This is a genomic window from Paraburkholderia sp. A1BS-2L (assembly GCF_051125205.1).
Classification (GTDB): Bacteria; Pseudomonadota; Gammaproteobacteria; order Burkholderiales; family Burkholderiaceae; genus Paraburkholderia.
Genome location: NZ_CP120431.1, coordinates 57,819 through 71,057, shown reverse-complemented (window position 1 = coordinate 71,057; position 13,239 = coordinate 57,819). Strand labels below are relative to the sequence as shown.

Genomic DNA, 13,239 nt, shown 5'->3' with positions numbered 1-13,239 from the left:
CGGCGCTCATGAACGATCGGTCCACGGAAACTGAAACGTTCGATATGCTGATCGTCGGTTCAGGCGCGGGCGGCATGCTCGCCGCGTGCCGCGCCGCCGATCTCGGCCTCTCGGTGCTGGTGCTCGAAAAGAGCCCGCATTACGGCGGCACGTCCGCGGTGTCGGGCGGCGGCATCTGGGTGCCGTGCAATCACCATATCGCTGAGGAAGGCGGCATGGATACGCGCGAGGCCGCCCGCATCTATATGGAAGCCTGCACGCAGGGCGCGGCAACCAACGGGCGTCTCGACGCCTATCTCGACACTGCGCCCGAGATGCTGCGCTATCTGGAGGCGCGCACGCCTGTGCGCTACCAGTCGCTTTCGCGCTATGCCGACTACTTCCAGAGCCAGCCCGGCGCGATGCCCGGTTATCGCGCGCTCGATCCGCTGCCGTTCGACGGCGGGCGTCTGGGTGCCGAACTCGCGCGGCTGCGTCCGCCTTCGCCCGGCACGCTGATCGGCGGCCGCGTGGCAGTGACCTCCAAAGAGGCGCATACGCTGCTCGCGAAGGAGCGCGGCTTTGTCACGCTCGCGCTGCGCGAATTCGGGCGCTACTGGTTCGATATCGGCGCGCGACTGCGCTCGCGGCGCGACCGGCGGCTCACGCTCGGTAATGCGCTCGTGGGCGGCCTGCGTTACGCGCTGCTCGAACGCAAGGTGCCGCTGTGGCTTTCCACGCCCATGCGCGAGTTGATCGAGGAGAACGGCCGCATTACGGGCGTGGTGGCCGAGCACCGGGGCAAGACGGTGCGCCTGCTTGCGCGGCGCGGCGTGATTCTCGCGGCGGGCGGCTTCGAGCGCAATCAGGCGATGCGCGAGCGCTATCTGCCGCAGCCCACTGAGACGCAATGGAGCGCAACGCCGCCGTACAACACCGGCGATGCCATCGTGGCAGGCGAACAGGCGGGTGGCGCGCTCGCGCTCATGGAACACGTTTGGGGCGCACCCACGGTGCGCGTGGAAGGCGAGGAAAAGCAGCGTGCGCTGTTCGTGGAGCGCAACCTGCCCGGCTGCGTGATCGTCAACGCGCTCGGGCGGCGCTTCGTCAACGAGGCCGCCCCGTACTCGGAGTTCGTGCCCGCGATGTACCGCGATCACGCGGCAACGGGCGCGAGCGTGCCCGCGTGGATGATCTTCGACGCGCGCTTTCGCAAGCACTACCCGTGCGGCCCGATCATGCCCGCATCGATGATGCCGGACTCGCGCATTCCCGCCGCGTTTCGCTCGATTCTGCAGCGCGCGGATTCGCTCGATGCGCTGGCCGCGCAAATCGGCGTGGATGCGGCCGGCCTGCGCGAGACCGTCGTGCGCATGAACGGTTACGCGGCAAGCGGCGTGGACGAGGAATTCGGCAAGGGCGGCAATGTGTTCGATACCTACTATGGCGACCCGTCGGTGCAGCCGAACCAGTGCCTCGCGCCGATCGGCGAAGCGCCGTTCTACGCGGTGCGCATCGATGCGGGCGACATCGGCACGAAGGGCGGCCTGCTCACCGACGCCGACGCGCGCGTGCTGCGCGCCGATGGCAGCGCCATCGCGGGCCTCTATGCCATCGGCAACACGAGCGCCTCGATGATGGGCGCGAGCTATCCCGGCGCGGGATCGACGCTCGGGCCAGCGATGACCTTCGGCTACCGCGCCGCCAATGACCTCGCCGATCCAAAAAATTCGGTATCCGTATCAAACGACCACCAAGACGAGCTTCGTGGAGTCACACAATGAGCGAACTTTCCCTGGAACCGCTGCGCGCGGACATGCTGCAAGCGATGCGCCGCCTCGCGCGTTCGGTCACCGTCATCAGCTGCTGTGACGTGGAGCGCCGCTATTCGATGTCGGCCACGGCAGTGGATTCGCTGTCGACCGAGCCGCCTTCGCTGCTCGTCTGCATCAACCGCGCTTCGTCGATTTATCCGCCGCTCGCGGCGGGTGCGGACTTCTGCGTGAACCTGCTGGCGGCGCAGCAGCAGGGCATCGCCATCGATTGCAGCGGGCGCCTGAAAGGCGAGGAGCGCTTCTCCACCGGCGACTGGCAGCGTTCCGCCGATGGCGTGCCTTATCTGCACGGCGCGCAGGCCAATCTCGTGTGTCGCCAGGACGGCCGCTTCGACTACGGCACGCATACGGTGTTCATCGGCCGGCTGCTCGAAGTGAAGCTGAGCGGCGATATCGATCCGCTTGTGTACGTGGATGGCGCTTACACCACGGCCACCACGGCGGCGGCTTCCGCCGCGCTCGCACGTTGCGCCACCGTATGAACGCGCGCGCTGCCCACGCCATGAACGACGCGAACACGCACGCCCACGCAGGCGCGAGCGCGACGCCCGTGGAGCCTCCGCTCGTCGTCGCCGATGCAGCGGCGCACCGCTGGGACGACGCTTGCGGCGTGCTGATTGCCGGTTTTGGCGCGGCGGGCGCGTGCGCCGCGCTGGAGGCGGCGCAGGCCTGCGCGCGCGTGCGCATCGTCGAGCGCTTCGAGGGCGGCGGCGCTAGCGCAAAGAGCGGCGGCGTGGTCTATGCGGGCGGCGGCACGACCTACCAGCGCGAGGCCGGCTATGCGGACACGCCCGAGGCGATGGCCGCCTACCTGCAAGGCGAGGTGGGCGACGCGGTTTCGCCGGACGCGCTCGAACGCTTTTGCAACGGCAGCGTTGCGCAGCTCGCGTGGCTCGAACGCCAGGGCGTGCGCTTCGGCTCGACAATGCCCGCGCGCAAAACGTCCTATCCGCCCGAGCGCGCGTTTCTCTATTACTCGGGCAATGAGGCCGTGGGCGACGCGCCCGTCGTGCCGCCCGCGCCGCGCGGGCATCGCACGAAGGGGCGCGGCATGTCGGGGCGCGTGCTGTTCGACACGCTGCGCCGCGCCGTGCAGGCCGAGCCCAATGTCGAGATCGTGCGCCAAGCGGGCGTGCGCAGGCTCATCGTCGATACAACGGGCAAGGTGATCGGCGCGCAGGTCTGGCGCGTGGAGCCGGGCCGCGCGCAGCGCCAGCACGCGCGCCTCGCCCGCTGGGCCGACAAGTTGCACAACGGCCTGCCCGCGCTGGCCGACCGCCTGCGCGCAGCATTGCTTCGGCTGGAACTGCGCGCGAGCCGTGCGCTCGATATCCGTGCCGACGCAGTGGTGCTCGCCACGGGCGGCTTCATTTTCAACCGCGAAATGGTCGCGCAGCACGCGCCGCGCTATCTCTCCACCTGGCGTCTCGGCACCACTGGCTGTGACGGCTCGGGCATTCGCCTGGGTCTTTCGGCGGGCGGCATCGCGGACGGCATGGAGCGCGTCTCCGCGTGGCGCTTCATCAACCCGCCGTTCGCGTGGGCGCGCGGCTGCGTGGTGGACGCGCGCGGCGAGCGCTTCTGCAACGAAGAGGTCTACGGTGCAAAGCTTGGCCATGAAATGTGCGAGACGCGCGACGGACGCGCCTGGCTGATCCTCGACGCCGCGCTCGTGCGCGAGGCCTTGCGCGAGTGCGTGCGTGGCCGCTTGTGGGCGTTCCAGAGCGTGCCCGCGCTGATGCTCATGCTGGGCGGACGCAAGCGCGCGGCTACCGTTGCGCAGCTAGCCGAGCAGATCGGCGCCGACGTCGCCACGCTCGAACGCTCGCTGGCCGCGTATCGCGCCGCCGCGCGGGAAGGACGCGATGCGGCCTTCGGCAAATCCGCCGCGATGCTCGCGCCGCTCGATCAAGCGCCGTTCTATGCGCTCGACATATCGGCGGGGAGCCGCACGTTTGCGTGCCCCGCGATCACGCTGGGTGGCCTGCGCGTGGACGAAACCACCAACGCCGTGCTGCGCGCCGAAGGCGGCGTCGTCGAAGGGCTTTACGCAGTGGGGCGCGCCGCGCGCGGCCTCGCTTCGAATCACTACGTGAGCGGCCTCTCGCTCGCGGACTGCATCTGGTCGGGCCGCCAGGCGGGGCGCGCGGCAGCGCGCCAAACACAGGCCGCGCACGAGCGGATACTCAATGATCAGGATGCCGAACGTACCGCATCCACAATTAACACGGCAAACGCGAAAGTCATTCCGCTTTATCCACTGACACACTGACGAAGAGAGAACGAAGATGGGAGACAGACTCACAGGCAAGATCGCCGTAATCACGGGCGCCGCTAGTGGCGTGGGCAAGTGCGACGCGCTGCTGTTCGCCGCCGAAGGCGCGCGTGTCGTGCTCACCGACGTGAACGAGGAAGCGGGCCGCGCCGTGGCCGCGCAGATCGGCGATGCGGCGCTGTTCGTGCGCCACGACATCGCCTCGGAATCGGGCTGGAACGACGTGATCGGCGCTGCGCAAAAGCAGTTCGGGGCGCCCAACGTGCTCGTGAACAATGCGGCCATCCTGCAACTCGGCAGCATCGAAGATGCCACGCTCGAACAATGGCAGCGCGTGCTGCGCATCAATGCGGAAGGCTACTTCCTTGGCTGCCAGGCCGCGGTGCGTGCGATGAAGGAGAAGGGCGGCTCGATCGTCAATATGTCTTCGGTGGCGGCGCTGGGCGGTCTGGGCGCGTTCTGCGCTTACTCGGCGAGTAAGGGCGCGGTCACGGCCATGACGCGCTCGATCGCCGCGCACTGCAAGCAGCAGGGGTACAAGATTCGCGCGAATACCATTCACCCGGACGGCATTCTCACGCCCATGACCGAGCCGTTCTTCGGCTCGGCAGAAGCGGGGCGCCCGCAGATCACCGAATCGGTCGACCCGCGCGCGCGCATGTGCCTGCCCGAAGACATCGCGCAACTCGTGCTGTTCCTCGCCTCCGATGAATCGCGCTTCATCAACGGCAGCGAGTACCGCATCGACAATGCGCAGATGATCATGGGCGTTGCCTGAGGTAATCCATCATGACCGAAGCGCGTTTTCATCGGCTGCGGGTAGCCGACGTGATAGCCGAAAGCGCCGATGCGCGCTCGTTCGTGTTCGAACTGCCCGTGGCGCTGGCCGACGCATTCGCATACCGGCCCGGGCAGTTCCTGACGCTGCGCCTGCCGGGCGAGCAGGCGCCGTTGCAGCGCTGCTACTCGCTGTCGAGCGCACCAGGCGTGGATACGGCCCCGAAGATCACCGTCAAGCGCGTGCGCGAGGGCCGTGCCTCCAACTGGCTGTGCGACAGCGTGCGCCCCGGCGACGAACTCGACGTGATGGCGCCCGCGGGTGTCTTCACACCGCGCTCGCTCGACGACGACCTGCTGCTGTTCGCGGGCGGCAGCGGCATCACGCCGGTGCTCTCGATTCTCAAGGCGGCGCTGGTGGGCGGGCGCGGCATGCTCACGCTGATCTATGCGAACCGCGACGAATCCGTGGTGATATTCGGCGCGGCGCTGCGCGAGCTCGCGCAACGGCATCCCGGCAGGCTGCGCGTGATTCACTGGCTCGACAGCGTGCAGGGCGTGCCGCAACAGCGCCACCTGGAGGAACTGGCGCGGCCGTGGAGTCGTCAGGAATGCTTTATTTGCGGCCCGGCGCTTTTCATGGAAAGCGCACTGGCCGCGATGCTCGCACTCGGGCTGCCGCGCGCGAAGATTCATGTCGAGCGCTTTGCTTCGCTGCCGGACCGGCCCGCGCAGACGGAACCGTCCGCGCGCGTCCAGCCGCCGGCGCAAAGCGTCGAACGTGATGCTACGAAAGGCGGGGCCGAAAGCGCCCCGCAAACCGCGCGCATCGTAACGCAACTCGACGGCGCCAGCGCGCAATTCACTTGCGAGCCCAACGAGACGCTGCTCGACGCGATGGAGCGCGCGGGTCTCTCGCCGCCCAGTTCGTGCCGCAGCGGCTTGTGCGGCGCGTGCATGTGCCGCGTGGAGGCGGGCAGCGTAACGCTGGCCGAGAACGGCGTGCTCGACGACGAGGAGCGCGCTGCTGGCTGGACGCTCGCGTGCAGCGCGACGCCGGCGAGCGCCGAGCTGCGCATCGTCTTTCCCGATTAAGCGCCGCGCGTGCACGCCGTGCATGCGAGGTGCCTGACCCTGAGCGCTGCCGCAACGCGTGCCGTCGTGGACGCACGCAGCGGCGGCGCAAGTATTTCCGGAGTCCTTAGATGACGCTCAACCCGACGCCCAACCCGACGACGCTCCACGAACCCTTGACGACCCCCGCGCTGATCGCACGCGGCGCGGCACGCTACGGCGCGCGCATTGCGGTCGAAACATCTGAAATCAGCCTGAGCTATGCCCAGCTCGACGCCGCGCGCATCGAGGCGGCGCGCGCGCTGATGGCCTGCGGCATCGAACCAGGCGAACGCGTTGCCGTCTGGGCGCCCAATCTGGCCGAATGGATCGTTGCCGCACTCGCGATTCAGAGCGTGGGCGCGGCGCTTGTGCCCGTGAACACGCGCATGAAGGGCCTTGAAGCAAGCGCGATTCTCGCGGACAGTGGCGCGCGCGTGCTGTTCAGCTGCGGAGCGTTCCTTGGCGAGGACTATCCGGCGATGCTCGCGCCGCACCGGCCCGCTACGCTCGAGCGCGTAGTCGTGTTCGGCGACGTATTGCATGCCGATGGCCGCGACGAAAGCTGGCAGCGGTTTCTCGCGCGTGCCTCGCGAACGCCGCTCGAAGTATTTCGCGCACGCGAAGCGCAAGTGGGTCCGGACACGCTGATGGACGTGATGTTCACCTCGGGCACCACGGGCCGCCCGAAGGGCGTGATGACCGCACATGGCCAGAACGTGCGGGCGGCGTACGGATGGGCCGAGATCGCGACGTTGCGTGAGGGCGACCGCTATCTGATCGTGAGCCCGTTCTTTCACGCATTCGGCTACAAGGCGGGCTGGCTCGCGGCGCTCACGAGCGGCGCGACCGTGCTGCCGCATCTCGTGTTCGATCCGAAGGCGGTGCTCGCGAGGGTCGTGCGCGAGCGCATTTCCGTGCTGCCCGGGCCGCCCACGCTCTATCACGCGCTGCTCGAAACGCCGGGTCTCGCAGGACTCGATCTATCTTCGCTGCGCGTGGCGGTGACGGGCGCAGCTGCGATCGCGCCCAGCCTCGTCGAGCGCATGCGCGCGGAGTTGAACTTCGAGACCGTGCTCACGGGCTACGGCCTTACGGAGTCGTGCGGCTTCGCCACATTGTGCCGACACGGCGACGACGCCGTAACCGTGGCGCAAACTTCGGGCCGCGCGATGCCGGGCATGGAGTTGCGCATTGCAGGCGCGGATGGAGAACCGCTCGCGGCCGGCGAGACCGGCGAAGTGTGGGTGCGCGGCTACAACGTGATGCGCGGCTATCTGAACGATGCGGCGGCCACGTCGCAAGCGGTCGATGCGCAGGGATGGCTGCACACGGGCGATCTTGGTTCGCTTGATGAGCGCGGTTATCTGCGCGTGACGGACCGCATCAAGGACATGTTCATAGTGGGCGGCTTCAATTGCTATCCGGCGGAAATCGAGCGGTTGTTCGCGGCGCACGAGGCGGTTGCGCAGATTGCCGTGGTGGGCATGCCCGATGAGCGACTGGGGGAGGTGGGGCATGCGTATGTCGTGCTGCGCGCGGGTGCTCGGGCGGATGCGGTATCGCTGACCGAATGGGCGCGCGGGAATATGGCGAACTACAAGGTGCCTCGGCGCATCGAGATTGTTGAAGCGCTGCCCGTGAGCGCGGCGGGGAAGGTGCTGAAGTATCGATTGCGGGAAGGGGTGGCGGCTTAGGGCGGTTTGGGCCATGAACACCTCAGGCTCAAACTGAAAGGCCTGAGTCCTGTGAAATGCAGGATTCAGGCCTTGGGGTTACTACTAGGGTCTGTTCAACTTTGTGGCGTTGGGTCATTCACGGTGCTTTCGTCGTCGCAATTGGTTGCCTCAGTTGTCCGGAAAATTGCCGGGCGCGCAGAGGTTCATGGACCTCATGGCGATAGCGCCCGGCAGGTTCTCCCGAGGGATTAGGGAAAATGCCTTCCAGTCCGGTTCATTGACGTACACGACGCCGCTTTTGCAGAGCACGTGTGCCTGTTTTGGATGCCCGTTGCACGGTGGGCCATCAATCACGCAGCGCTCCCATTGCGGGACGATGCGGGTGGGTTTCGCCGCGCTTCCCTCGGCCTTGGTGTACGTCTGCACGTCGCGCGTTGCTATCGCCATGTACATAAAATCGAAGTTTGCAACAACGGGCCTTGCCGCCTGTGCGTGCTGATAGTGGGCATGCAATTCATACACATAGCGCCCACTAGCCCCAAGGATTGCAACCGCTGCGAAGGCGCTCGATACCGTTAGCGTTAGCGTTCGAGTCAAGGTAAGGCGCGCGCCACGCGTGAACGCATACCTGGTTTGACTGTCGATAAATCCGACCTGAGATAGCGAATTATTCGGACGGTCGAACTTTGCCCCAGAGTGCTTGAACCGGCCACCAGCCTTGAATGAACTTGGGGAATACCCGGATCACATCGCCGGCACTCCCAGCCAAACCAACCCCCATCCAATAGTCCCAACAGACGATGTTGCCACCGCCCCGGGCGGCCAGAATAGACCTCACTACAACGGGCTTTCTGGAGGGGCGAAGATGAGCGATGTGCGAGCGTTGGGCTACGTCGTCGTGCAGTCGGCACTGATGGACAAGTGGCGCGACTATGCGCGGGACGTGCTTGGCATGGAGGCGCTTGAGGCGAATCAGGGCACGAATGAGCCAGGCAGCGCGCTCTACCTCAAGATGGACGAGCGCGATTTCCGCTATCTGATCGTGCCGGGCGCCGAAGACCGCTATTTTGCCTCGGGCTGGGAACTGGCCGACGAAGCAGCGCTTGCCGCGATGGTTGCGCGGCTGGAGCAAGCCGGTGTCGAACCACGCCGCGCCAGCGCAGAAGAAACGGCGCTGCGCCGCGTCCAGGCGATGGTCTGGTGCCTGGATCCTTCGGGCAACCGCCACGAGTTCTTCTGGGGCGTGCGCTCGGACTTCCGCCGCTTCGTCTCGCCCGTGGGCGTGCCGGGCTTCGTGACCGGCGCCATCGGTCTCGGCCACACGGTGCTGCCCGCCCCCGCATTCGACGCCACGGACCGCTTCCTGCGCGACGTGCTGGGCTTCGCGCTCTCCGATATCTACCGCGTGCGCTTCTCCGCCGATCCGGCCGAGCCCGAAAAGCGCATCCACTTCCTGCATTGCGGCAACGCGCGCCATCACAGCCTCGCGATCATGGACCTCGCCGTGCCTTCGGGCTGCATCCACGTGATGGCCGAGGTGCCGTCCATGGACGAGGTGGGGCGCGCGCTCGACCGCATGAACGCGCATGGCGTGAAGCTCTCGGCCACGCTCGGCCGCCACTGCAACGACCACATGACGTCGTTCTACATGAAGACGCCGGGCGGCTTCGACCTCGAATACGGCTATGGCGGCTTGCAGGTGGACTGGCGCGAGCACAGCGTCTACGAAGCCACGCGCGTGAGTCTCTGGGGCCACGATTTCAGCATCGGATTTAGAGGATAACGAATGAAAACGATCGATAAACGCCAGAGCGCGCGCGACGTGGTCGCTCAGCTCGAAGACGGCATGACTATCGGCATCGGCGGCTGGGGTCCGCGCCGCAAGCCCATGGCGCTGGTGCGCGAGATTGCGCGCTCGTCGCTGCGCGATCTCACTGTGGTCGCCTATGGCGGCCCCGACGTGGGCCTGTTGTGTGCCGCGGGCAAGGTCAAGAAGGTGGTGTTCGGCTTCGTCTCGCTCGACGTGATTCCGTTGGAAGCGCATTTCCGCCGCGCTCGGGAGACCGGTGCGATCGATGTCTGGGAACTCGACGAGGGCCTTCTGCAACTGGGCCTGCGCGCGGCGGCCGCGCGCTTGCCGTTCTTGCCCACGCGCGTGGGCCTGGGCACCGATTTGCTGCGCCATGCGCCGCATCTGCGCACGATTCGCTCGCCCTATGACGATGCTGAAACCTTACTCGCGATGCCGGCCATCGAGCTCGACGCTGCGCTGCTGCACGTGAATGCTGCCGACGCGATGGGCAACACGCGCATCGACGGTCCCGATCCGTTCTTCGACGCCTGGTTCTCGCGCGCCGCGAAGCGCACCTTCGTGAGCTGCGAAACGCTGGCCGAGTCGCTCGCGAGTGCCGATCTCGAAGCGGCCCGCCGCAATCCATTCGAGCGCTCGCTCGTGACGGGCGTGGTACACGCGCTGTGCGGTGCGCATCCGACTTCTTGCGCGCCGGCCTACGGCTGGGATCTGCCGCATTTGAAGGCCTATAACGCCGCTGCGGCAAGCGCCGAGCAAACCGCCGCGTATCTGCGCGACGTCGTGGGCCCTGACGAGAGCGCCTGGCTTGCGGGCGCGGGCGGTCCCTCCCATATCGCGGCGCTGCCGCTGCCGATTCTGTAAAGGAGCGAGCGTGAACGAAGCAATCGACTATTCCCTCGCCGAGCTGATGATCGCCGCCTCGGCCAGACTCTGGCGCGGCGACGGCGAAGTGCTGGCGACCGGCATCGGCACGGGGCCGCGTCTCGCGGCGGGCCTCGCGCGCCTCGCGTACAACCCCGGCCTCATGCTCACCGACGGCGAGGCGTATCTCGTCGAAAATCCGGTGCCGCTGGGCCCGCGCGACGCCGCGTATCGCGTGGCGGCGAGCGGCTGGATGACCTACGAACGCGTGTTCGACTGTGTGTGGCACGGACGCCGCCACGCGCTCGTCATGCCCACGCAGATCGACCGCTTCGGCCAGGCCAACATCTCGTGCCTCGGCAGCGACTATGCGAAGCCGAAGACGCAATTGCTGGGCGCGCGCGGTTTCCCTGGCAACAGCATCAACCACGCGAACTCGTTCTTCGTGACGGGCCATAGCACGCGCACCTTCGTGGCCGGCGAGGTCGACATGGTGTGCAGCGTGGGCTACAACCCGGCGCGCGAGATCGAAGGCATGCGCGCGTTCACGGACCTGCGCGCCATCGTCACCGATCTTTGCGTGATGGACTTCGGCGGCCCGAACCATGCGGTGCGCGTGCGTTCGCTGCACCCGGGCGTGAGCTTCGAAGATGTGCAGGCGGCCACGGGCTTCCCGCTCGTCGCCGCCGACGATATCGGCACGACCGCGCCGCCCAGCGCCGAGGATTTGCGCATCGTGCGCGCCCTCGATCCGCACAACCTGCGCGCAGCGATTCTGCGCGAGAACCCCGCGCCGCGGCGCGCGTAAAGCGAAGCGAGGCCATCATGCAGGACAGTCTTTCGCGCAGTTCCTCCGGCAGTTCCTCCGATACCCAGGAAGTCGTGCTTTACGAAGTGACGGATGGCATCGCCACCATCACGATGAACCGCCCGGAATACCACAACGCGCAGAACTCGCAGATGACGTACGCGCTCGACGCGGCGTTCAAGCGCGCGTCGCACGACGACACGGTGAAGGTCATCGTGCTCGCGGGCGCGGGCAAGCATTTTTCGGCGGGGCACGACATTGGCACGCCGGGGCGCGACATCGGCCAGTCGTTCGAGCGCCAGTCGCTCTGGTACGACCACGTGAACAAGGAAGGCGGCGAATTCCTCTACGCACGCGAGCAGGAAGTCTATCTGGGCATGTGCCGCCGCTGGCGCGACCTGCCCAAGCCGACCATCGCGATGGTGCAGGGCGCGTGCGTGGCGGGCGGGTTGATGCTGGCGTGGGTATGCGATCTGATCGTCGCTTCGGAAGATGCCTTCTTTGCCGATCCCGTCGTGCGCATGGGCATTCCCGGCGTGGAATATTTCGCGCACGCCTACGAGTTGAACCCGCGCATCGCCAAGGAGTTTCTGTTCCTCGGCGAGCGCATGAATGTGCAGCGCGCGCAGCAGATGGGCATGATCAATCGCGTCGTGCCGCGCGAGACCTTGCGCGAGAGCGTTCACGAAATGGCCGCGAAGATTGCCGCGATGCCGCGCCTCGGCCTCACGCTCACCAAGCAGGCGATCAATCACGTCGAGGAACTGCAGGGCAAGCGCGCGGCGATGGATGCGGCGTTCGCCTGGCATCATTTCGCGCACGCCCACAACGAACTCGTGAGCGGCGACCGCCTCGGCGGCTACGATGCGCGCAAGATGGCGCAGTCGCAGCGCGCGCCGGGCGCGCAAGCGAAGGAAGCCGCGCCGGAGCGCACATGATGAACGCGCTTCTGTCCGCCGTTCCTGACACACTGCACACGCCGCTCACGGACCTGCTCGGCTGCCGGTACCCGGTCGTGCAGACCGCAATGGGCTGGGTGGCCGATGCTCGCCTCGTCGCGGCCACTTGCAACGCGGGCGGCTTCGGTTTCCTCGCGGGCGCGACGCTGGAGCCGGAGTGCGTGGAGGCCGAGATCCTGCGCGTGAAATCGCTCACCGACCGACCCTTCGGCATCAACTTTCATATGTTCCAGCCGAACGCCGCGCAGGTTGTCGATCTGGCGATCAAGCACCGGCTGCGCGCCGTGAGCTATGGACGCGGTCCCGATGCGAAGACGATCCGCCGCTTCAAGGATGCAGGCGTGCTGTGCATTCCCACGGTGGGCGCGCCCAAGCACGCGGCCAAGGCCGTCGAGCTAGGCGCGGACGCGGTGACGGTGCAAGGCGCCGAAGGCGGCGGCCACACTGGCTCGGTGCCGACCACGCTGTTGCTGCCACGCGTGCTCGACGCCGTGCAGGTGCCGGTGATCGCTGCTGGCGGCTTCTTCGACGGGCGAGGCCTTGCCGCTGCGCTCGGCTATGGCGCAGCGGGCATCGCGATGGGCACGCGCTTTCTCATGACCGAGGAATCGCCCGTGCCGCGCGAAACACTCTCGCGCTATGTGTCGGTGAAAGATCCGGCGCAGATCCGCGTTTCCGCTGCGCTCGACGGTCTGCCGCAACGCATGATCGACAACCCGTATCTGCTGCATCTGGAATCGCTCGGGCCGCTGCGCCGCACGCTCTTCGCGCTGCGCACCGCGCAGGCGTGGCGCAAGCAGAACGGCCTGTCGCTCGCGCAGATGGTTTCCATCGGCGTGAAAGCGCTGCGCGAGCACGGCTATACCGCGAGCCAGACGCTCATGGCCGCGAACGCGCCATACCTGATCCAGCGCGCGATCGTCGAGGGGCAGCCCGACGAGGGCGTGCTGCCGGGCGGGCAGGCGGCCGCGATGATTGGCGCGATCGAGCCGTGCGAGACGGTGATTCTGCGCATCGTGCACGAGGCCTGCGAGCGGCTCGACGCGCTCGCGGCGCTGCGCGGCGAGCGCGCGCATGCCGAAGCCGCCACGGTGCGTGCGTAACGAATATTCACCCATTCACGAGAACGAGGGACGGGGA

At 67.1% G+C, this 13,239-nt stretch carries 12 protein-coding genes; 11 read left to right on the top strand and 1 reads right to left on the bottom strand.

Annotated features, from left to right (window positions below; translation table 11 throughout):
• The first annotated feature begins 8 nt into the window (after nucleotides 1-8).
• The 6 genes from P5W98_RS30180 (at nucleotide 9) to P5W98_RS30155 (ending at nucleotide 7,676) form a co-directional block, all read left to right on the top strand.
• Nucleotides 9-1,763 carry an FAD-dependent oxidoreductase gene (locus tag P5W98_RS30180; protein WP_421028118.1) on the top strand — a complete coding sequence of 585 codons (1,755 nt, stop codon included), beginning with the start codon at nucleotides 9-11 and terminating at the stop codon, nucleotides 1,761-1,763.
• Nucleotides 1,760-2,296: a flavin reductase family protein gene (locus tag P5W98_RS30175; protein ID WP_421028117.1), complete on the top strand. Its 537-nt coding sequence runs from the start codon at nucleotides 1,760-1,762 to the stop codon at nucleotides 2,294-2,296. The genes P5W98_RS30180 and P5W98_RS30175 overlap by 4 nt, the downstream gene beginning before the upstream one ends.
• 20 nt (nucleotides 2,297-2,316) lie before the next feature.
• Nucleotides 2,317-4,086 (top strand): FAD-binding protein, encoded by a 1,770-nt coding sequence (locus P5W98_RS30170; RefSeq protein WP_421028116.1) that lies wholly within the window; start codon nucleotides 2,317-2,319, stop codon nucleotides 4,084-4,086.
• Nucleotides 4,087-4,102: 16 nt separating this feature from the next.
• Nucleotides 4,103-4,867: an SDR family oxidoreductase gene (locus tag P5W98_RS30165; RefSeq protein WP_421028115.1), complete on the top strand. Its 765-nt coding sequence runs from the start codon at nucleotides 4,103-4,105 to the stop codon at nucleotides 4,865-4,867.
• Nucleotides 4,868-4,878: 11 nt separating this feature from the next.
• Entirely contained in the window at nucleotides 4,879-5,961 is a 1,083-nt protein-coding gene (locus P5W98_RS30160) for a 2Fe-2S iron-sulfur cluster-binding protein (protein WP_421028114.1), read from the top strand.
• Between the two features lie 110 nt (nucleotides 5,962-6,071).
• Nucleotides 6,072-7,676 carry a FadD3 family acyl-CoA ligase gene (locus tag P5W98_RS30155; RefSeq protein ID WP_421028113.1) on the top strand — a complete coding sequence of 535 codons (1,605 nt, stop codon included), beginning with the start codon at nucleotides 6,072-6,074 and terminating at the stop codon, nucleotides 7,674-7,676.
• A gap of 150 nt (nucleotides 7,677-7,826) precedes the next feature.
• On the opposite strand, the gene P5W98_RS30150 is transcribed toward P5W98_RS30155, so the two are convergent.
• On the bottom strand, nucleotides 7,827-8,105 hold the full coding sequence (locus P5W98_RS30150; protein WP_421028112.1) for a hypothetical protein: 279 nt from the start codon (nucleotides 8,103-8,105) through the stop codon (nucleotides 7,827-7,829).
• A 418-nt stretch (nucleotides 8,106-8,523) separates the two neighbouring features.
• On the opposite strand from P5W98_RS30150, the gene P5W98_RS30145 reads away from it, so the two are divergent.
• From P5W98_RS30145 to P5W98_RS30125, 5 genes are read left to right on the top strand one after another with little or no spacing between them, the layout of a single operon-like run.
• A complete protein-coding gene (locus P5W98_RS30145; RefSeq protein WP_421028111.1) occupies nucleotides 8,524-9,441 on the top strand; it encodes a VOC family protein in 918 nt (305 codons plus the stop codon).
• A gap of 3 nt (nucleotides 9,442-9,444) precedes the next feature.
• Complete coding sequence (locus P5W98_RS30140) at nucleotides 9,445-10,332, top strand: CoA transferase subunit A (RefSeq protein WP_421028110.1); 888 nt, start codon at nucleotides 9,445-9,447, stop codon at nucleotides 10,330-10,332.
• Between the two features lie 46 nt (nucleotides 10,333-10,378).
• Nucleotides 10,379-11,140 carry a CoA-transferase subunit beta gene (locus P5W98_RS30135; RefSeq protein WP_421028755.1) on the top strand — a complete coding sequence of 254 codons (762 nt, stop codon included), beginning with the start codon at nucleotides 10,379-10,381 and terminating at the stop codon, nucleotides 11,138-11,140.
• Nucleotides 11,141-11,157: 17 nt separating this feature from the next.
• Nucleotides 11,158-12,078 carry an enoyl-CoA hydratase gene (locus tag P5W98_RS30130; RefSeq protein ID WP_421028109.1) on the top strand — a complete coding sequence of 307 codons (921 nt, stop codon included), beginning with the start codon at nucleotides 11,158-11,160 and terminating at the stop codon, nucleotides 12,076-12,078.
• Nucleotides 12,075-13,202 (top strand): NAD(P)H-dependent flavin oxidoreductase, encoded by a 1,128-nt coding sequence (locus P5W98_RS30125; RefSeq protein ID WP_421028108.1) that lies wholly within the window; start codon nucleotides 12,075-12,077, stop codon nucleotides 13,200-13,202. Before P5W98_RS30130 ends, P5W98_RS30125 begins: the two co-directional genes overlap by 4 nt.
• Nucleotides 13,203-13,239: the final 37 nt, after the last annotated feature.